This window comes from Sorangium sp. So ce1036 (assembly GCF_051369805.1).
Taxonomy (GTDB): domain Bacteria; phylum Myxococcota_A; class Polyangia; order Polyangiales; family Polyangiaceae; genus Sorangium; species Sorangium cellulosum_F.
This window is the reverse complement of sequence record NZ_JBBMOX010000001.1, coordinates 8880681-8900175: the sequence shown is the minus strand read 5'-3', so window position 1 is coordinate 8900175 and position 19495 is coordinate 8880681. Positions and strand designations below refer to the sequence as shown.

Below are 19495 nucleotides of genomic sequence, written 5' to 3'. Positions count from 1 at the left end.
AAGGGCATTTGGCGTCGATTGGAGAGCTCCGCTCCTGTTCGTATCTCTGTTCCCGGACTCGTGAGGTTCGTTCATGACTCGAGACGATTTTCTTCGAGACATCGCATCCGGCTCATGCCAGCACGGCTGTCGTGACCACCGGCGCGAGGGCGCGACCGCGGCTCACTCGCACAGGGCGGCGTCGACGAGGGCGAGGACGTTCTCGTAGGCGGCTTTTGCATCCTCGATGGTCTGCACGCCGGGCAGGGCGGAGGGCAGCGCGGTGACGGCGACGGTGACGGCGCGGCCGTCCTCGGTGACGCCGCCGCTGGTCTCGTAGCCGAAGATGTCGCCGCCGTGGCCCCAGACGAGGCCGCCGCAGCTCAGCGGGGTGCTGCTCAGGCCGAGCCCGTACCGGTAGCCGGGCCACATGCTGGACGCGTCGACGGTGGCGCGCATCTCCTCGAGCTGCGCCGGCTCGAGGAGCTCGCCGTCGAGCAGGGCGGTGAAGAAACGGTTCATGTCGCCCGGGGTGGAGATCATGTCTCCGGAGGCCCCTGCGATGGCCGGGTCCAGCTCGGTGACGTCGCGCAGCGGCTCGCCGAGCGACGCGTGATAACCCCTGGGATGGCACCCCCGGATGCCCTGCTCGCCGACGTCGGGCACGTAGGTGTGGCGCAGCCCGATGCGCTCGATGATCCGGGTCGTGATCTCCTCGCTCAACGGGCGGCCGGTGACCTTCTCGATGAGCAAGCCCGCGAGGATGTAGTTGGCGTTGCTGTACGCCCATTCGCTGCCAGGGGCCTTCCCCGGCTGCGTCAGCGCCAGGTCGACCAGAGCGCGGGGCTGGACGTAGGTGTGAATGGCCTCGAAGAGGTCGTCGCCCAGGAGCAGCCCGACGAAGTCGGGGAGCCCGCTGGTGTGCTGCAGCAGCTGCCGCACCGTGATCTCGCGGCCGTCGATGCCCTCGCCGCGGACCAGGCCCGGCAGGTACGTCTCGATCGGCGCGTCGAGGTCGACCTTGCCCTCGCCGACGAGCTGCAGGACGACCACGGCGGTGAAGGGCTTGGTGTTGCTCCCGATGCGCACCTGCCCGTCGACAGGCACCTTCGCCTGCGTCTCCAGGTCGGCGACCCCCGCGGTGTAGTGACGCGTGCGCTCGTCGAGATCGCGGACGGCCACCAGAACGGCGGGGAACTTGTCGTCGCTCACCAGACGATCGGCGCCCTGCTGCAGGGGATCGTCGGGGTCGGTGTTGGCGTGGGCCGTGGAATCACCGGTGCACTCGCGCGACGGGCTGCCTCCTTCACCCCCGCTGCCGGCGTCTTCGCCGCCACCGCCGCTCTCGTCTCCGCCCGCGCCGCTCTCGGCGCCCCCGCCCCCCGCGCCGCTGCCGGCGTCGGTGTTCGCCGGCGCCCCGCCGCCGTCGGAGCAGCCTGCGAGCAGGCCCGAGGACCCGAGCAGCGCCGAGACGAGGACCATCGAGGACACGCGTCGCAAGCTCGTCGCTGCTGCGCCGGCGGCCGGTGTTCTCGGAGAAATGGAGCGATGGTGTGTAGATTTCATGTTCGGCCCCTGGTCGTGTGCGGGCTTCCTCGGAGACGCGGGCCCGCGGCTCGCGTGGGCAGGCATCGTCACGTCGGCTGGAGAGCACCGCTCGGTTTCGGAGGTCCGTTCCCGGACGCGTGAGGATCGTTCATGCCGAGATGCGAGCTTCTCTTCAACACGCCACCTTCGCCGGGGGGAGTCCTTGGCGGCGCCCTCGACCGCCGAGATCCGGGCTGCTCGCGCGTGAATGGCAGACGCGCGCAGCGCCGCCGCGCCTGGACGAGCCGGCGCGACACGACCCCGCGCGACCACGGAGGAGGCCGACGAGGAGCCGCTCGCCGCCCGGCTCCGGGCAGCTCACGGGACTTCATGCCGGCAAAGGGAGCGACCCTTCAAATAATTTTCATGGTGTCCGCGACCCGCTCGCCCTGTGCGGGCTCGGCCGCCGAGCCACGGCCCCGGAGCACGGATTTGCCGGACGGCTCACGCAGTCCCATCGGCGCCGCCGGGCTCCGCGTCGACGCGCTGCACGACCCCTCCAGGGAGAACGGCCCGCTGCCGCGAGGGACTGGCCAGCACGGCGGGCGCCTGGCCGGTCGTGGTCTCCGGCGCGGCCTGGAGCGCCGACCCGGGCCTCGGCCGGCCTGACGGTACGAGCGGCGCCCCCGGCGGGGCGTCGACCGCGCTGTCCCCGGCGGGGCGTCGACCGCGCTGTCCAGGGTGACGTTGACCGTGGCGTTCGGGGAGCGCTCGCTTGTCGCGCCCGCTCGTCCGGGCGATGCGGCGCTGCGCGCGTCTGCCATTGACACGCGAGCTGCTCGGCGCGCCGCGGCGACGCCTCGGGGCGGCCGGTGTGCAGCGGGAGCCCCGCAGATTGGCCGGCTTGCATTGCAAGTCGCCGCAGGCACCCGTAGCGGTCCGCGGCGCGCCATACACCTGCTCGATGGTGCGACATCGACGAAATCGTAAGAACCGTTGAACACTCCAACACGAACTACGTGCTCGCCGGCATGATCATCGAGCGTGTCACCGGAAATCACTGGAGCGAGGAGGTCGAGGCGCGCATCCTCGATCCGCTCGGCCTCGACCACACGTTCGAGCCCGGCGATGAGCCTGAGCTGCCTGCCCCGCACGCCGTGGCATACCAGCAGTACGAGGCCGACGGGCCGCTCATCGACGTCACGATCGCGAACCATACCATGGCCGGCGCCGCCGGCTCCCTCGTCACGACCACCGCGGACCTCGCGAAGTTCTGGCGGGCGCTGACTGAAGGATCGCTGCTCGAGCCGGAGCAGATGGCGGAGCTCCACGAGACGGTCCCGGCGCCTGCCTTCGACCCGATCGCCCCCGGCACCGATTATGGCCTCGGCGTCATGTGGATCCCGACCAGCTGCGGTGGAGGGTACTGGAGCCACGCCGGAGACACGCTCGGGTACTCGACCCGGAACGCCGCGAGCGATGACGGCTCTCGCGTCATCGTGATGTCGCTGTCGACGTCGACCGACGACCCCGTGGCCTCGTACGTCACGATCATCGATACCTTCGAGATCATCGATCAGCTCATGTGCGCCGATTGAGCGTGGGCCCGGCGCGGGAGGCGCGGCCGCCCCGGTGAGGCCCGTAGCAGCGCGCCGAGGGTCGAGCGGTTGGCTCGACGGATGATGGGGCGAGCTCGTGGCCGGAGCGCGCTCGAGTCGCCGCGCACGAGAGGCGAACCCCAGGGCGCCGGCCGCCTGCGGCGTCGCGCGCCAGCCGTCCGTGCGCAGGTCGGCATCGAGCGCATCGGGCCGGCGATCACCGCGGTCCGGCGTCCGCCCCCCCGGTGACGCGGCGCTCCGGAGGAGCCCGCCAGCGCTGTCCTCCCTTCGGGATCGAGGACCCGCTCGGGCCGGTCGATTGGGGTTGACACCAGAAATGTGATCGTTCACATATCGAGGGGGGGTATCCTTGTGCTTTGCCCTGGGGGGTCGTCCTGCGCGCCTTTGCGCGGGCAATCCTCCCATCTGATGGCGCCTCCGTCGAGTCAGCACCAGGGGTGCGGGGCGCCGGTAATTCCGCTCGCGAGAGGTTTCAACGTGCGCCTGAACACAACGTGGTACCGAGCAAGAAGAATGACCCTGTCGGCGATGGCGCTGGCCATCGTCGCCGCGATTCCGTCCCCCGCTCGGGCGGACAACCCGATCGTGCAGACCTCCTACACGGCCGACCCCGCTCCCATGGTGCACGAAGGCAGGTTGTACCTCTACACGTCCCACGACGAGGACGTGTCGGTGAACAACTTCTACACCATGAACGACTGGATGTTGTACTCCACCACGGACATGGTCAACTGGACGGACCACGGCTCGGTGGCGAGCTACAGGACGTTCAGCTGGGGAACCGGCGATGCGTGGGCGCCGCAGGGGATCGCCAGGAACGGCAAGTACTATCTCTACGTGCCGCTGAACAACGCCACCGGCGCGAGGATCGGCGTGGGCGTCTCGGACAATGTGGCAGGCCCGTTCATGGACCCGCTGGGAAGGGAGCTGGCCGCGACCGGATCCGGCAACATCGACCCGACGGTGTTCATCGACGACGATGGTCAGGCCTACATGTACTGGGGGAATGGCACCCTCCGGTACGTGAGGCTGAACTCGGACATGATCAGCACGTCGGGGAGCATCACCAACGTGCCATTGAACGGCTTCACCGAGGGGCCGTGGCTCTACAAGCGAGGGTCGCTGTACTACCTCGTCTACGCCGCCATCGCCGGGACCGAGAAGATCAGCTACGCGACCAGCAACAGCCCGACCGGGCCCTGGACCATCCGCGGCGACATCATGGACGCTGGCCGAACCTACACCAATCACGCCGGCATCGTCGACTACAAGGGGCACTCGTATTTCTTCTATCACAACAGCGCGTTGCCGGGCGGCGGTGACTTCAAGCGCTCGGTCTGCGTGGAGGAGTTCACGTACGGCGCCGACGGCAGCATTCCGAAGCTCACGATGACCACGGAGGGACCGTCCGCGATCGACACGCTGGATCCGTTCACGCAAGTCGAGGCCGAGACCATCGCCTTCTCGTCCGGGCTCAAGACCGAGGTGTGCACCGACACCGGCGGCGGCATGAACGTCACGTCCATCAGCAATGGCGACTACATCAAGGTGAAGAACGTCGATTTCCTGGACGGCGTGACCTCCTTCGAGGCTCGGGTATCGTCCGCAGCCAGCGACGCGAAGATCGAGCTCCGCCTCGACAGTCAGAACGGCACGCTGCTCGGGACGTGTGACGTCTCGGGCGCGTCGTCCTGGACCACCAAGACCTGTGAGGTCAGCGGGGGCAGCGGGAAACACGACCTGTTCCTGAAGTTCGTCGGTGGCAACGGCGACCTCTTCAAGTTCAACTGGTGGCGGTTTACCGGACCCACCATGCCGGATGACGGGGGCGATGGAGGCGGCGGAGGCGGCGGAGGCGGTACCACCGAGCCAGGGACCGGCGGTGCCGGCGGCTCGGGCCAGGGAACGGGCGGCAGCGGTGGCAGCGCCGGCGCCGGGGGCACGGCCTCGGGGAGCGGCGGCTCGGCCACCGGAGGCGCCGGCGGAACGACCGGCACCGCCGGCTCGGGCAGCGGCGGCAGCGCCGGAGCCTCCGGCGTGGACGACGCGGCCGGCACCGACCCAGGCGACTCGTGCGCTTGCCGGACGGGCGCGAGCGCTGGGGGCGGCGGACGCGCCGCCGCGCTCTGGCTGGTCGCTTCTGCGCTCGTCCTTCGGCGGCGGCGCCGGTAGGCGCTCGCGCTCCGGTTGCTGATCCCGAGGGCGTGGCAGCGCGCGTCTGGGCCCGGCGACCCCCTACGCGGCCGCGCTCCCGCGGCGGGCCGCGCCGTTTCTCCCTTCGGAGAGCTTCGCCTCGTGCTTCGCGATCCACTTGCGGAGCCGCTGCGAGAGAGGCGACCGTCCGTTTTCGTAGTTGGCGACCGAGCTGCGCGCGAGGCCGAGCTTTCCGCCAAGCTCGGCCTGCGAGAGCCCGAGCTTCTCGCGAAGCACCTTCAGCGACGTCGCGCCCGTCGCCGCTTCCTCGCGCGTCGGTGCGCTCGGAGCGCGAGGCGGCACGACCTCGACCGCACGCACGCCCCGCTGCGCGCGCTCGACCCCCACCGGCGGCACCTCGGCGCGGGCGCCTTCCGACGCGTCGCGTCGCGCCACGGCCGCTCGGACGCTCGTCGCGCTCCCCACGAGCTGCTCGCCGCAAAACGGGCAATAGTTGAACGCGAGGAGCTTGCCCGAGTCCGTGCGGAGCTCGATGCCCTGGATCGAAGCCGGGAGCCCCTGCGCGCGGCGCTCCTCGCTCGACCATCCGTAAACGAGCGTGAGCCCGGGCCCCTCGTGATTTACCGGCAGACCGGCCTGACTCATCCGAAGGCAGACCGTCCTGCCGTCGCGAGTGCATTGTCGTCCGATGATGGGCATTGTCATCTCCTCTCTTCGAAGGGCGGGTGAGCGCAGGCCTACCCAGGCGAACTTTTGCGCAGTACTGTTCACCTGTCAAGATGGAGATGAGCCGAGTGCGACAGGCGAAGCCTGGGCGAGGGATCACGGGCCGCCAGGGTGACTCGTACGTTGTCCCCCGAGCTCGTCCCGGGATCGTCGCTCACGGGGCCTGCGCTCCCCCAGGCCCGGGGCGACCGTTGCCGAATCAGGAACGGCTATCTAGGATCGCAGCGCCTTGTGCCCGCGCGCCGCTACGGCTCGAAAAGGAGGCTCTCCGTGCACCGTCGACATGCGCTGTGGATCCTGATGCTCTGCCTGGCCCCTCTGCTCGTCGCGTGCGGGCATCCCTGGAAGACCTCTCGTCAGGCGGTGCCGAATCCGTTCTACGGCAAGGGGCGTTTCGGGGCCGTCCCGGTGACGTTCCATGCCCTCGAGGTCGGCGACGTCACCGAGGCCGACTGGATGGCGGAGAAGGACGACGAGCAGCGCCTGAGCTGGCAGGAGGACAAGGCGGCGATCAACGAGCAGTTCACGGAGGCCCTCATGGCACAGGCAGCATCGGATGATGTCATGGTCGTCATGGCGACGAGCGCGGCCGACGCGCCGTTCTTCATCCGCTCCAACGTGACGTTCTACGAGCCCGGCATCTTCACGGGGGTCTTCAACATGGCCACGGTCCTCAAGGCGACGGTGCAGATCACCGATCCGGCCGGGAGGGTGCTCGATGAGGTCTTGCTCGAGACCACGACGCCTGCCTCGCTGTACAATCCATCGAGCGGAGGGCGCGCGCGGGTCGCGGCGAGCCAGCTCGGGAGGCTGACGGCGATGTACCTCCTCCACCGCACCCGAGGCGAGGACTGAGCGTGGAGCTCGCGCCCACGACGCCGATCCGGGGCGTGAGAGATCCGGCACCGTGAACGGAACGCCTTGAAGGAGAGGCTCGGCGCGGCGACCTGTCCGGGGTGCTATGACCCGACGAAGGCACGCGCCGAGCACCTCCAAGGTGCGCCGGCGCGAGCTCGGCTTCAGGCACGGAGGGCCCGACGCCCTCCGTCCGGGGCCGCGCTCCGAGCGCTCGACTCGAGGTGCCGCCGCCACGCGCCGGGGGCCATGCCGGCCCACTTCCGGAACGCGTGGCTGAACGAGGCCTCGGACGAGTAGCCGGTGAGGCGCGAGACCTTCGCGAGCGGCGCGCCCTCGCGGAGGAGCACCGCGGCCTTCTGCATGCGCAGCCGCGTGAGGTAGCCGAGCGGCGGCTCGCCGACGAGCTCGGTGAAGCGCGCCGCGAAGACCGAGCGCGAGACGCCCGCTTCCTTCGCGAGCGAGGCCACCGTCCACGGCTCCTCGGCGCGCCGGTGCATCGCGCCGAGCGCCGCGGCGGTGCTCGGATCGCGGAGCGCGCCGAGGAAGCCGCCGCCGCCCTCGGGGAAGCGCGCGAGGTACGCGCGGAGGATCTGGATGAACAGGACGTCCGCCATCCGGAGGAGGACGATCTCGGACCCGGGCCGGTTCGTCTCGATCTCGCGCGTGATGAACTGGATGTTCTCGAGGAACGACGGCACCGCCTGCTCCGTGTCGGGGGTCATCCGGATGAGCGGCGGCAGCGCCGCGAGGATCGGTGTCGCGAGCGGATCGTCGAGCACGAAGGCGCCCGTGACGAACGTCGTCTCGGGGCCTCGCGCGCCGAGGTCGATGCGGATGACGTCATGGGTCGGGCGGATGGCGCATCGCGCGAGCTCGGAGAAGCTCCGGAGGGGGCTCCGCGGATGGTCGCGCAGCGCATGGGCGTGGCCGAGCGGAAGCACCGCGAGATCGCCGCCGGAGAGCGCGACGCGCGGCTCGTCCGTCCTGTCGACGCCGAGCCAGGCGCTGCCGCGGACCACGTAGTGGAACCGGATGCAGCTCTTGACCACCGGCAGGGCGACGCCCCACGGCGCGCGCCCGACGGTGGAGACCCAGCGCGTGCGCTGCAGGCGAACCGGGGCGAGCACCGCGCTCAGGGCATCCATCGCTCGACAGCGTAATGAGCGCGGGCCGCGGTGTCCAAGCCGGGCGGACGATCTCGAAACTTTCCCGGACGACCTCGCATGGTTCGTGCGGATCGCGCGCCTTACGAAGGACGCGTCTTCCTCGACGAAAGGAACATCATGTCCAGCAAGCTCGATCTCTCGAAGGAGCTCATCGGTCGCCGCGCCCTCGTCACCGGAGGCTCGCGCGGCATCGGCGCGGCGATCGCGCAGCGCCTCCTCGATGCCGGCGCCAAGGTCGTGGTCGCCGCGCGCTCGCGCAGCGACGTCACCCCCGCGGCGGCGACGTTCGTCTCCGGCGACATCCGCACGGGCGAAGGGGTGATGGCGATCGCCCGAGAGGCGCTCGCGGCCCTCGGCGGCCTCGACATCCTCGTGAACAACGCGGGCGGGTCGCGCGCGTTTTCCACGGGAGGCTCCGATACGATCCCTGACGAAGAGTGGCAAGACGCCCTCGCGCTCAACCTCCTCTCCGCGGTCCGCCTCACGAACGCGGTCCTGCCGGCGCTCCGCGCCTCGAAGGCCGCCGCGATCGTGAACATCTCGTCGACGGCAGCGACGATGCCGGCCGGCTCGTTCGCGCATTACTGCGCCGCGAAGGCGGCGCTCGACACCTACTCGCGCGCGCTCGCCGTGGAGCTCGCGTCGAGCGGCGTCCGCGTGAACGTCGTGACGCCGGGGCCGGTGGCGACACCGAACTCCGACGATCTGCGGAAGAGGTTCACCGACGAGATGGGCTTGCCGCCCGATGCGTTCGTCCAGCAGGTGCCGCTCGGACGCGTCGGCACCCCCGACGACGTCGCGGAGGTCGTCGCGCTCCTCGCGTCGGATCGCGGGAAGTGGCTGACCGGCGTGAACTACCGCGTCGACGGCGGACAGACGGCGCGCTGACGGTCAGGCCCTCCTTGCCGGCCGCGCCGGACACGGGCCAGGCGGCCGCGCCCGCGCGGGGCGCGGCCTGTTCACCGCGGGATGATCTCGAACGGCTGGCACACGCCGCTCGAGCACACGTCGCTGTCCGAGCAGCAATCCGCGTTGACCGTGCACTCCCCACCCGACGGCGTGCATTGCTCGCCTCCGCCCGAACTCCCGCCCGGATCTCCGCCCCCCTCGCCGGCGGGCGGGTCTTCACCCTCGCACGTGGTCGGAGGACACGGCCCCGGCGTCACGGTGACCGTGTCCGACGGGTACTTGCTCGGAGACGCGTGCACATAGCTGATGGTCGCGTCGCCGAAGCCCGCCGCGCCGAACGCCGAGGCGCTCACCCATACATCGTAGACGACGCGGTAATCCCAGCCCGGGGTCTCCGGATGGGGGGTGTACGCCTCGTCCGTCTCCGGGGAGTCGACGACGTACGCGCCGTACCCGCACGCGTTGAGATCGCGGTCGAGCGAGGTGGTCGCCGCGACCACGGCGTCCGCGTCCCCGAGGAGCATCTTGCCGTCTCCGCCGAGCACGCCGAGCGATCCGTAGCCGGAGGGCCTCGCCTCGTCGGCAGAGAGGTAATCGACGAAGAAGTCGAGCACGAGCTCTCCCCGCCCGTCCGTCATCTGGAACTGGGCCCTGTCGCTGCCCACGAGATCCTTGAACGTGTGCCCCTTGTGGCCCTTCGGCTTCGGCCCGCCGCCGGGCTGCGCATCGCCGCCCCAGCCGACGGCCGTGGCGCCGTACGTGTTGTCGACGAACGCGGGGTTGAGCGTCAGCCGGACGTGCACGAGCTCCTCGCTCTCGGCGATCTCGACGACCCGCTCGACGAAGGCCATCGGGGTGGTCTGGTCGCTGTTCGTGTAATAGCACTCGACCTGGGCGGTCCCGTCCACCGGGGCGCCCAGGCGGCTCGCGCCGCACGACAGCGGATCGAGGTCCGCGGTGATCGGATCGCCGGCGCCCAGGGTGCCGGACCCGGGGAAGCTCGGGGCGGGCGCGCTCCCCCCCTCGTCCGACGGGGCGCAGTCTCCCCCGGAGACCACGTTGCCGCTGGCGTCCCCCGTGCTCGACCCGGTGCAGGCCGAGCCGACGACCGCGAGAGACAACAGCCCACCACAGAACCATCCTGTTAACGCGAACGAACGCATCGGGATCCTCCCAATTCGATGAAAAGCAAGGCCTGGAGCGCGGCCGGCGAACCCGATCGCCGGCGCGATGATCTCCTCGATGAAGTGAAAGTCGCCGGACGCGCCGGGAGCAGGCAGGATTTCTCAGCGGGCGCTCACGGGCGCGCGCCGCCGGCGCGGGCGGCGGACGTGGCCTCCTCGCGCCCGAAGCCCTGCGGGTAATCCCGGAGATACCGGCGCGCCTCCGCCGCGGTCCGTTCCTCGTCGCCGAGCATCGCGATCGCCCGCAGCCGCTCCACGCGGGCGATCTCGGCGAGCGGCGAGCCCGGGTAGCGGCCGAGGAGCAGGTCGAGCCGCTCGAGCGCCCGCCTCGGCTGCCCCCGCCTCCGCGCCATCATCGCGCTCTGGAGCAGCTCGTTCTCGGCCGTGAGCGAGGGGCGCGCCGGGGCCTCGCGCGGATCGCGCGCCGCGCGCGGCTCCCCCGCGCCGCCCGCGGCGCCCTCGTGGGCGGCGCTCGCGCTGTCCTGCGCTGCCTCGGGCGGCGGCGCCGGCGCCTCGCCCGGTCGTCCCTCGGCGGCCCGATCCGCCCGGCGCTCCTCGTCGCGGGACGACCACGTCTCGCCCGGGCTCAGGGAGCGCTCGACCGCGCCGCGGTGCACGGCGACCCGCCCTTCCTCGACCGACACGCGCGTCTCGGCCGGCTCTCCCGCGGCGCCGGGCCGCCGCTCGACCGAGAAGCGCGTCCCGTGGACCGTGACCACGGCGTCCAATGTCCGCACCGACAGCGTCACGCCCGCCGGCAGCGGCGGCACATCGACGGAGATCACGCCCTGATCGAGGGTGATCCTGTCGCCGAGGCGATCGCGCCCGGCGTCCGCCGGCGCGAACCGCACGCGGGTCGAGGGCCCGACCTCGACGGTCGCGCCCGTCGCGAGCGACGCCTTCGCCCGGGCGCCCTCGCCGGTCCGCAGCTCGTCGTCGCTCGTGAGCGGCACGAGGGCGAGCGACGGCGCCGAGCGCGCCGCGCCCCCGGCCGCGATCTCGACCGGGCCCTGGAGCGCCGTCACCTGCGCCGCGACGGGCGACGCGGGCTGCGCCCGGAACACGATCAGGACGCCAGCGACCGCCGCGGCCAGGGCGGCGGCGAGCGCGGCCGCGGCGAAGACGACGCGCCTCCGCCGGGCGGCGCGGGCGCGCCGCTCCGCCGCCTCGGCGGCGAGCTGGTCGATGCGGCCGGCGATCCGCTGCTGCAGATACCGCGCCTGGGCCCTGGGCAGCGGCGGCACCGGCTGCTCGACCAGGGCCCGCAGCGAGGCCTCCACGCCGGGCGCCGCGGCGCGATGCTCCGGGGTGGCGTCAACGTCGTCCTGCTTCATCGTGGCTCCTCCCGTCGAGCGGGGACGTGTCGCGCCGCCGCGTCGGGCTCACAGCGCGCCTTCAGCTCCCGCCGCCCCCTCGACAGCCGCGACTGGGCCGCGGCCACGGAGACGCCGGTCAAATCAGCGATTTCATTGAGAGAATAGCCCATTGCGTGGAGCAGCAACGCGATCGCGCGGTCGCCGTCCATCGCCGCGAGGTGCCGGCGCAGGGCCTCGAGGTCGCGCAGCGCGCTCACCTCCCGCTCGGGGTCGGCGCCCCGCGCGGGCGGCTCGGGCGCGGCGTCGTGCTCCGGCGGCCCCGGCGTGCGATCGATGACCTTGCGCTCGCGCCGGCGGGCGCGGAGCGCGCTCAGCCCGACATGGCAGGCGATGACGGACGCCCAGCCCGCCAGGCTGCACTCCCCCGCGAAGCGGCGCTTCGTGAGCGTGCTCACGATCTGCTCGAACGCGCCCTGCACGAGGTCGGCGTGGTCCTGCTCGCGGCAGCCCAGGATCCGGTACAGGGTCCGGTCCACGACCGGGAGCAGGTGCTCGTACAGGCGCAGGCCGATCCCGCGCTCGCCCCGCTGGAAGGCGAGCAGGAGCTCCTCGTCGCTGGCGGGCGCGGGTTGCCCGGCGTCCGGGGCGGAGACGAGCCTGAGCCGGCGCATTGCTGGTCGTGGCTCGACGGTTCCCATGATCGTGCAGTAGCCGGTCGGCCCGAAACCAGGCTGAGCCGCGGATTTTCCGGGATGCCCGCCGCGTCTCCGCCCTACTGCAGGCGTAGCTGCACGCCCAGCATCCCCGTGAAGCCGCCCCTGGGCAGCGTCGCCTTGGGCTTCGGGTGTACGTGGAGGTCGGTCCCGTGGATCCGCACGAACGCCTCGGCGCTGCCGAAGAGGGCCACGCCGCTCTCGGCGGGCCACACGAGGTCGACCGCCGTGCGCGTCCCGAAGGCCCACCCGTGCCCGGTCTCCTCCGGTTTCTTCGGGTCGCGCGGGGAGGCCATCACCCAGTCGACCGTGGCCTCGAGCCTCGCCCGCACGAGCGCGTCGAGCGGCGCGATGGGCGCGGCGATGCCGCCGCCGCCCCCGAGCGCGAGCCACTGGACCGACAGCCCCGGCGCCGGCTCGCGCAGGGTCGTGGCAGAGGACACCGACAGCGTCCCGAAGAACCCCGAGCGCCGGTCGAGCGCCGTGGCCATGACCCAGCCGCCGGCGCGGGCGGGGCCGCCGTCGAGCCCGCTGCCGGCGAGCCCGCCGGCGCCGAGGAGCCAGCCCAGCGGGGGCCGCGCCGCCGCGCCCGCGGCCGGTTCGGCGCCGCTCGGCTCGGGCGGCGCCGGGGCGCCGGCGCGCTCCGACGCCAGGGCCGCGACCAGGAGCCCCGCGGTGCGGTAGCGGTCGGGCAGCGGGTCCTCCTCGCGGAACTCGAGCTCGCGCGACGACAGCGTGCCTTCGGGGGAGCCGAGCGAGGCGACGTCGACCCGCAGGCGGCGATGGTCCGGCCCGTCCAGCCAGACCACGGCGAGCGCCCGGAGCGGGGTCCCGGCACGCTCCGGCCCGCCGAGCGCGCACCCGCCGCCTCCGGCGGCGCGGGAGCACGCCTCGATGAGGAGCGCCGGGAGCTCGCCGTGCACGGCGGGGCCCGACGCGATGTCGACGACGATCGGGGCCACCACGAGAGCTCTACCCGGGGCCGACGCTACCGACGGCGAAGGGCGAAGGCAAGGGCACGGCGCCGAGGAGGGCCGGGGGGTCTTCCTCGGCGCTCAGTGTCGGCGGCGCTTCGTGCGGCCGAGCACCAATCCCAGTGCCGCGAGGAGGAGCCCCGCCTGGGCGCCTGCGTTTCCCGTGTCGTCGCCCAGGGCGCAGCTGCAGCCGGCGCTCGAGCTGTCTCCTCCCGTCGAGTCGCCAGCGCCCGAGCCAACGTCCTGCCCGGTCGCCCCCCCGGACCCGGTGTCCATCGCGCCGCCGCTTCCTGCACTGCCGCCCGAGCCATCTCCCACAACCCCGCCCGCGCCACCGGTTCCGGCCGCGCCACCGGTTCCGCCCGCGCCACCGGTTCCGGCCGCGCCACCGGTTCCGGCCGCGCCACCGGTTCCGGCCGCGCCACCGGCGCCGGCCGCGCCACCTACGCCACCGGCGTCGCCGCCACCGGGAACGGCGCCGGGACAAGCTGCCGTCTCTGGATCCTGACCACCGGCCTTGTCGAGGCCGAAATAGGCGGCGACGGCGGGGCCATCGAACGGCACCGCGTGCCCGACGCCGTCCATCGAAAAGGCCTCGTAGACCGTGTAGCCGCAAGAGCTCTTCCAGAACTGGCGCGTGGTTCCGGGCTCTGGCGTGTCGGTCCCATCCGGGGTTTCGCTCAGACCCAAGACGTTCGTCCACTCCTTGATGTCTTCAGCCATGTTCTTGTAGCTGAGGATCGTGTCGGCGGTGCCATGCCAATGCTGCAGGCGCGGGCGGTGGCCGGTGTAACCGGGATAGTACGAGCGAACGAGGTCTCCCCACTGCTGCCCGGTCTTCGTGACGTCGCCGGCCCCACAGGGCCCGCTCCACTGGGCCGTGCTCCCCGTCCCGGTGACGTCGTTGTAGCCCTCGGCCCAGCAGCCACACGGAACGCCCATGAGCGACACGCCGGCCATGAACACGTCGGGGTACACACCCAGCAGCGCCTCGGTCATGATGCCGCCCGAGGACCCGCCGACCGAGTACACGCGGCCCGCGTCGCCGTTGTACTTCGCGAGCGCATATTTCACCATCTGGACGACGGCTCCCGTGTCGCCACCGCCGCCGTGGTTGAGCGATCTCGTCGATCCCGCGTCCCAGCAGTTCTGCCCGGTGGCCTCCGGGAAGATCATGATGAAGCCGCTGGTGTCCGCGATGGAAACCAGGCTCGACATCTCCCTGAACGTCCCCGGGCCATTCCCCTGGCAATGATGGGGAGCGACGACGATGGGAGGCCTGGTCGCCAGCTCGTCAGGCACGTAAATGTACATGTTGACGTAGCTGGGGAGGCCGTCCGCCCCCCATTCACTCTGATTGACCTCTTGCAGCGATGCCCCGCGCGCAGGCGGCGCAGCGAGCAGCGCCAACGAGAGCGATGCGAGCCCGAGGATGTGTCTTTGGAATCGGTTCATCGGATAGGGTCCTGTATCGATGTCAGCCTGGTGCGCAGGCCGGAGCTCACAGCGCCAACACTGGACGACATGGGGGCTCTCCTCGGTTGACATCCTAGACGTTCCGCACGTTCCGCACGTTCCGCGCTTGGAGTGCGCCCTGATGTCATCCCAGCCGAGCCCAACGGCTGCTCCTCCTCCCCCTGCGCGCGCCTCGTCTGGAGCCATGGCGCGACCGTCGACGTGAACGCGCAGGAGGGCGCAGGCCCGGCGCGCATGGCGGCCTGTCCAGGACAAGGCAAAAGGATATCTGGAGCGCCAAATGTGAGCGCTCACATTGCCGGCGTCAATCCCAAACTGGCGCGCGGCGATCGTCGGCGAGCGCGAGGCCCGCGTGGGATCCGCTCTCCCGGCTGCGCGGAGCGGCGCCCGCCCTCGAACCAGGGCTGCCCCGCGGGGACGGAGCTCGCGCTGGTCGAGCTCTCCGCGGTCTCGGGGGGGGCACCGGAGCGTCGTGCTAAGATCCCCCCGTGCCGAAGGAGAAGGCCAGGCCGGGCGAGGTCCTCATCGCGCGCAACAAGCGCGCAGGCTTCGATTACGATCTCGGTGACCGGTTCGAGGCGGGGATCGTCCTCAAGGGGAGCGAGGTGAAGATGCTCCGCGACGGCAAGGCCGACCTGACCGACTCGTTCTGCACGGTCCTGCGGGGCGAGGCGTTCTTGCACGGCGTGAGCATCGCCGCGATGGCCGGGGCCGCCTTCGGCCACGCGCCGAAGGGCGCGCGCAAGCTCCTGCTCCACCGGCGCGAGATCCAGCGCATCGACCACTCGATCGCCCGCGAGGGGATGACCGCCGTCGCTACCCGGCTCTACTTCAAGAGCGGCTTCGCCAAGATCGAGATCGCGCTGGCGAGGGGGAAGAAGAGCTACGACAAGCGCGAGGCCATCAAGGCCCAAGACGCCGAGCGCGAGGCGCGCGCCGTGGTGGTGCACGGAGAGCGATGGTACGGGCGCGTCGGCCACGAGAGCTCGCGCGTCGGCCCGCGATCGTGAAAGAGCTCGACCTCGACGCCCGGGCCCAGTGTGTCCGACGCCGCGCCGCGCCGCGCCGCGCCGCGCGCGAGCGCGCGCGCGCGCGACGCGCTGGTCATCGTCGAGCACGGCCCCGCGAAAAGAGGCGGGCGGGGAACCGGACGGCAGAATTTCAGATCTGGATCGATTGGATGGTCAAGAGCGGCGAGCTCGAGCCGGGCGAGATCGCCCTGAACCGCGTCTACACGAATGAGCTCAACCCCTACGCGAACGAGCAAGGCGCGCCATAGGGAGCGCCGGGGGCGGAGCTCCTCCAGGCGCCCCCGGGCGCGCCGCTGTCCACGTCGCCGCAGGCAACCATCCCATGCGCGCGCCTCCGCTGCTGCGCCGCGTTGACCGGATGGGATGAAGCTGGTAGCCCGTCTCGCGCGGCCGTGATCGAGCTACGGGACATCAGCAAGGTGTACAGGCAGGGCGAGCGCGACGTGACGGCGCTGCAGGGCGTCTCTCTGCGCGTGGCGCCCGGGGAGGTGTTCGGGGTGCTGGGCCATAGCGGCGCGGGCAAGTCCACCCTCATCCGCTGCGTCAACCTCCTGGAGCGGCCCACCCGGGGCGAGGTGCGGGTGGACGGCCAGGACATGCTGGCGCTCGGCCCGCGGGAGCTCCGGCAGGCCCGGCAGGGCATCGGGATGATCTTCCAGCACTTCAATCTCTTCTCCTCGCAGACCGCGGCCGGGAACATCGCCTATCCGCTCGTCATCGCGGGGTGGCCGCGCGACCGGATCCGCGAGCGCGTGGAGGAGCTGCTCTGGCTCATCGGCCTTGCGGACAAGGCGCATGCTTACCCGGCCCAGCTCTCCGGCGGCCAGAAGCAGCGGGTGGGGATCGCCCGGGCGCTCGCGCCGCGGCCGCGCGTGCTGCTGTCCGACGAGGCCACGTCCGCCCTCGACCCGGAGACGACCCGCTCGGTGCTCGGGCTCCTGCGGGACATCAACCGCCGGCTGGGATTGACCATCCTGCTCATCACCCATCAGATGGCCGTGCTGAAGGAGATCTGCCACGCGGCGGCCGTGCTGGAGCACGGCCGGATGGTGGAGCAGGGGAGAGTCGTCGACCTGCTCGCGCGCCCCGGCACCCGGCTCCACGAGCTGTGCTATGCGCCGTTCACCGCGGGCGCCGGGCCGAGCCACCCCGGCGGCCGACGCGTCACGCTGTCCCTCGCCGGCGAGCGCGCCGCCCAGCCGGTGATCACCCTGATGGCGCGCCGCTTCGGCGTGGACGCCCACCTGCTGGAGGGCACGCTGGAGCGGGTGGCGGGGGTCCCCGTGGGCCGGCTGCTGGTCGAGCTCACCGGCAGCCCCGAGGCGCTGGAGCGAGCGCTGAGCTACCTGCGCGAGCAGGGCCTCTCGCCGGAGTCCTCGCCGGATGCCTAGCGCGCTGCTGCACTCGCTGTGGGTCGCGACCCTCGAGACGCTCTACATGACGTCCATCTCCGCGATCCTCGTCCTGCTCGCGGGGCTCCCGCTGGGCGTGGCGCTGGTGATCACCGACCAGGGCGGGCTCTGGGAGCGCCCGCTGCTGCATCGGTCGCTCGGCGCGCTGGTCAACGTGGGTCGCTCAATCCCGTTCATCATTCTCATGGTGGCCATCGTCCCGCTCACCCGGTGGCTGGTGGGCACCACCATCGGCACCACGGCCGCCATCGTGCCGCTGGTGGTCGCGGCCATCCCCTTCATGGGACGCGTGGTGGAGCAGAGCCTGCGCGAGGTGGACCCCGGGCTGGTGGAGGCGGCGGTGGCGATGGGCTCCACCCACCGGCAGGTGATCCTCCGGGTGCTCATCCCGGAGGCGCTGCCCTCGCTCCTCCGCGGCGCCGCCCTCATGATCATCAACCTGCTCGGATACAGCGCCATGGCGGGCGCCGTGGGCGGCGGCGGGCTGGGGGACCTGGCCGTGAAGTACGGCTACATGCGCTTTCGCACCGATGTCATGCTCGGCTGCCTCGTGGCGCTGCTGTTGCTCGTGCAGGCCGTCCAGCTGCTCGGCGACAGGCTGGCCTCCCGCTTCGACCGCACGCGCTCCCGGCGCGAGCCCTCGCCCTCGACCTCGTTCCCGGGGGCCACGCCCGCGCCGTCGGGCGCGAGCCCATGGAAGGATCGACCATGAACCGTACCCTTGTGATCGTGCTGTCCACGCTCCTGCTCTCCGCGGTGGTGCTGCTCTCCGGCTGCAAGAGGTCGGACGAGCCCGCCGGCGCCGGCTCCCCCCGCACGTTGAAGGTCGGGGCCACCCCCGTGCCTCACGCGGAGATCCTGCGGGCGGCCGCCCCGCTGGCCGAGCGAGAGGGCGTGAAGATCGAGATCGTCGAGTTCACCGATTACATCCAGCCGAACATCGCGCTCTCGGACGGCCAGCTGGACGCCAACTACTTCCAGCACGTGCCCTACCTGGAGCGCTTCAGCGCCGACCGTCGCCTCGCGCTGGCCAGCGCGGCGACGGTGCATCTCGAGCCGTTGGCGCTTTACTCCACCAAGCATGCTCGCCTCGAGGACCTGCCCGAGGCCGCGCAGGTGACCCTCCCGGCCGATCCGACCAACGCGAGCCGGGCGCTCCAGCTGCTCGCGCAGCAGGGGCTGTTGCGCCTCCGCGAGGGCGTGGGCATCGCCGCGACGGTGAGCGACGTGGTCGACAACCCGCGCAAGCTCGCGCTGCGGGAGATCGACGCCGAGCAGCAGCCGCGCACGCTCGCGGACGTGGACGCCGCCGTCATCAACGGCAACTACTTCCTCGAGGCCCAGAAGAACCTGAAGCTTCAGGCGAAGATGCTCGCCCGCGAGTCCGCGACGGACAACCCGTACGCGAACGTGCTGGCCGTGCGGAAGGGCGATGAGGGCCGGCCCGAGCTGCAGGCGCTGATCAAGGCGCTGCGCTCGGACGAGGTGCGGCGGTTCATCGAGTCGAGCTATGGCGGCGCGGTGGTGCCGGCGTTCTGAAGCGGGGGCCGGGCCCGGCTCGACGCCGCCTTCGCGGGAGCGCGTGGTTACAGCTTCGAGGCGGCGTGGTCCCAGTTCACCAGGTTCCACCACGCCTCGACGTACTTCGCCCGGGCGTTGCGGTAGTCGATGTAATACGCGTGCTCCCACACGTCGCACGTGAGCAGCGGCGTCTTGCCCTCCGTGAGAGGGCACCCGGCGTTGCTCGTCTGCACGATCTCCAGCTTGCCGGAGCTGTTCTTCACCAGCCAGGCCCAGCCGGAGCCGAACTGACCGATGGCCGCGGCGCTGAACCTCTCCTTGAACGACGACACGCTCCCGAACGCCTGCTCGATCGCCGCACGGAGCGCGGCGGGGGGCTCACCGCCGCCCTGCGGCTTCATGCTGTGCCAGTAGAACGTGTGATTCCACACCTGAGCTGCCTGGTTGAAGACCGCGCCGGACGTCGTGCGGACGAGATCTTCGAGGCTCTTGCCCGCGAGCGCCGCGTCCGCCGCCACGAGCTCGTTCAGCTTCGTGACGTAGGCGTTGTGGTGCTTGCCGTGGTGGAACTCGAGCGTCTCGGCCGAGATGTGGGGAACCAGTGCGTCTCTGGAGTAGGGGAGCTCGGGGAGAGTGAAGGTCATGTACCTGTTCCTCGTGTTGCGTGTCGACGGCTGTGCGCTCGTCGCAGCCCGTTGTGAGTAGCTCGGCGAAGACCTTCGGGTGGCGCTCCAGCCACGGATCGAACGTCCGCGCTTCGCGGCCAAACGGCCGCTCCACGTCGCCGGGTCCGGCGACAACGTAGCAGTCCCGATGGGGGGCGCGTGGCGCCTTGCCAACGGGTTGGCAGATTTCCATCCATTTGGAGAGATGGCCTCTCCGAGAGCACCAGGTGGATGCTGACCACGTCTGCGCCCACCAGGCGCCCGT

17 protein-coding genes and 1 pseudogene are annotated in these 19495 nt (G+C 71.4%); 9 read left to right on the top strand and 9 right to left on the bottom strand.

Annotated elements, in window-relative coordinates; genetic code table 11:
- Positions 1 to 162: 162 nt before the first annotated feature.
- Entirely contained in the window at positions 163 to 1545 is a 1383-nt protein-coding gene (locus WMF31_RS33425; protein ID WP_436605827.1) for a serine hydrolase domain-containing protein, read from the bottom strand.
- A 935-nt stretch (positions 1546 to 2480) separates the two neighbouring features.
- On the opposite strand from WMF31_RS33425, the gene WMF31_RS33420 reads away from it, so the two are divergent.
- Entirely contained in the window at positions 2481 to 3104 is a 624-nt protein-coding gene (locus tag WMF31_RS33420) for a serine hydrolase domain-containing protein (RefSeq protein WP_436606628.1), read from the top strand.
- 534 nt (positions 3105 to 3638) lie between these two features.
- Positions 3639 to 5297, top strand: a complete 1659-nt coding sequence (locus WMF31_RS33415) for a glycoside hydrolase family 43 protein (RefSeq protein WP_436605826.1) — start codon at positions 3639 to 3641, stop codon at positions 5295 to 5297.
- A 63-nt stretch (positions 5298 to 5360) separates the two neighbouring features.
- Here WMF31_RS33415 and WMF31_RS33410 read toward each other — a convergent pair whose 3' ends face one another.
- Positions 5361 to 5924: a helix-turn-helix domain-containing protein gene (locus WMF31_RS33410; RefSeq protein WP_436605825.1), complete on the bottom strand. Its 564-nt coding sequence runs from the start codon at positions 5922 to 5924 to the stop codon at positions 5361 to 5363.
- Between the two features lie 351 nt (positions 5925 to 6275).
- Here WMF31_RS33410 and WMF31_RS33405 point away from each other — a divergent pair, with 351 nt between their 5' ends.
- Positions 6276 to 6860 (top strand): hypothetical protein, encoded by a 585-nt coding sequence (locus WMF31_RS33405; protein WP_436605824.1) that lies wholly within the window; start codon positions 6276 to 6278, stop codon positions 6858 to 6860.
- A gap of 164 nt (positions 6861 to 7024) precedes the next feature.
- On the opposite strand, the gene WMF31_RS33400 is transcribed toward WMF31_RS33405, so the two are convergent.
- On the bottom strand, positions 7025 to 8008 hold the full coding sequence (locus WMF31_RS33400; RefSeq protein ID WP_436605823.1) for an AraC family transcriptional regulator: 984 nt from the start codon (positions 8006 to 8008) through the stop codon (positions 7025 to 7027).
- Positions 8009 to 8146: 138 nt separating this feature from the next.
- Between WMF31_RS33400 and WMF31_RS33395 the strand changes: the two genes are divergently transcribed.
- Positions 8147 to 8917, top strand: coding sequence for an SDR family oxidoreductase (locus WMF31_RS33395; RefSeq protein ID WP_436605822.1), 771 nt, complete (start codon positions 8147 to 8149; stop codon positions 8915 to 8917).
- Positions 8918 to 8988: 71 nt separating this feature from the next.
- On the opposite strand, the gene WMF31_RS33390 is transcribed toward WMF31_RS33395, so the two are convergent.
- From WMF31_RS33390 to WMF31_RS33370, 5 genes are all read right to left on the bottom strand, one after another.
- Positions 8989 to 10101 (bottom strand): hypothetical protein, encoded by a 1113-nt coding sequence (locus tag WMF31_RS33390; protein ID WP_436605821.1) that lies wholly within the window; start codon positions 10099 to 10101, stop codon positions 8989 to 8991.
- A 134-nt stretch (positions 10102 to 10235) separates the two neighbouring features.
- On the bottom strand, positions 10236 to 11456 hold the full coding sequence (locus WMF31_RS33385; RefSeq protein ID WP_436605820.1) for a FecR domain-containing protein: 1221 nt from the start codon (positions 11454 to 11456) through the stop codon (positions 10236 to 10238).
- The gene (locus WMF31_RS33380) at positions 11453 to 12136 is read right to left on the bottom strand and encodes an RNA polymerase sigma factor (RefSeq protein WP_129345140.1); all 684 of its coding nucleotides are present in this window, start codon (positions 12134 to 12136) and stop codon (positions 11453 to 11455) included. The genes WMF31_RS33385 and WMF31_RS33380 overlap by 4 nt, the downstream gene beginning before the upstream one ends.
- A gap of 74 nt (positions 12137 to 12210) precedes the next feature.
- Positions 12211 to 13113: a hypothetical protein gene (locus WMF31_RS33375; RefSeq protein ID WP_436605819.1), complete on the bottom strand. Its 903-nt coding sequence runs from the start codon at positions 13111 to 13113 to the stop codon at positions 12211 to 12213.
- A gap of 93 nt (positions 13114 to 13206) precedes the next feature.
- Positions 13207 to 14580 carry an extracellular catalytic domain type 1 short-chain-length polyhydroxyalkanoate depolymerase gene (locus tag WMF31_RS33370; protein WP_436605818.1) on the bottom strand — a complete coding sequence of 458 codons (1374 nt, stop codon included), beginning with the start codon at positions 14578 to 14580 and terminating at the stop codon, positions 13207 to 13209.
- Positions 14581 to 15089: 509 nt separating this feature from the next.
- Between WMF31_RS33370 and smpB the strand changes: the two genes are divergently transcribed.
- The 5 genes and pseudogenes from smpB (at position 15090) to WMF31_RS33345 (ending at position 18583) form a co-directional block, all read left to right on the top strand.
- On the top strand, positions 15090 to 15611 hold the full coding sequence (smpB, locus tag WMF31_RS33365; protein WP_129345146.1) for an SsrA-binding protein SmpB: 522 nt from the start codon (positions 15090 to 15092) through the stop codon (positions 15609 to 15611).
- Between the two features lie 146 nt (positions 15612 to 15757).
- A pseudogene (locus tag WMF31_RS33360) lies at positions 15758 to 15880 on the top strand (ABC transporter substrate-binding protein); the annotation flags it as partial.
- A 144-nt stretch (positions 15881 to 16024) separates the two neighbouring features.
- The gene (locus WMF31_RS33355; RefSeq protein WP_436605817.1) at positions 16025 to 17023 is read left to right on the top strand and encodes a methionine ABC transporter ATP-binding protein; all 999 of its coding nucleotides are present in this window, start codon (positions 16025 to 16027) and stop codon (positions 17021 to 17023) included.
- A complete protein-coding gene (locus WMF31_RS33350; RefSeq protein WP_436605816.1) occupies positions 17016 to 17756 on the top strand; it encodes a methionine ABC transporter permease in 741 nt (246 codons plus the stop codon). The genes WMF31_RS33355 and WMF31_RS33350 overlap by 8 nt, the downstream gene beginning before the upstream one ends.
- Positions 17753 to 18583 (top strand): MetQ/NlpA family ABC transporter substrate-binding protein, encoded by an 831-nt coding sequence (locus WMF31_RS33345; protein WP_436605815.1) that lies wholly within the window; start codon positions 17753 to 17755, stop codon positions 18581 to 18583. Before WMF31_RS33350 ends, WMF31_RS33345 begins: the two co-directional genes overlap by 4 nt.
- Before the next feature lie 47 nt (positions 18584 to 18630).
- Here WMF31_RS33345 and WMF31_RS33340 read toward each other — a convergent pair whose 3' ends face one another.
- Entirely contained in the window at positions 18631 to 19209 is a 579-nt protein-coding gene (locus WMF31_RS33340; RefSeq protein ID WP_436605814.1) for a superoxide dismutase, read from the bottom strand.
- Positions 19210 to 19495: the final 286 nt, after the last annotated feature.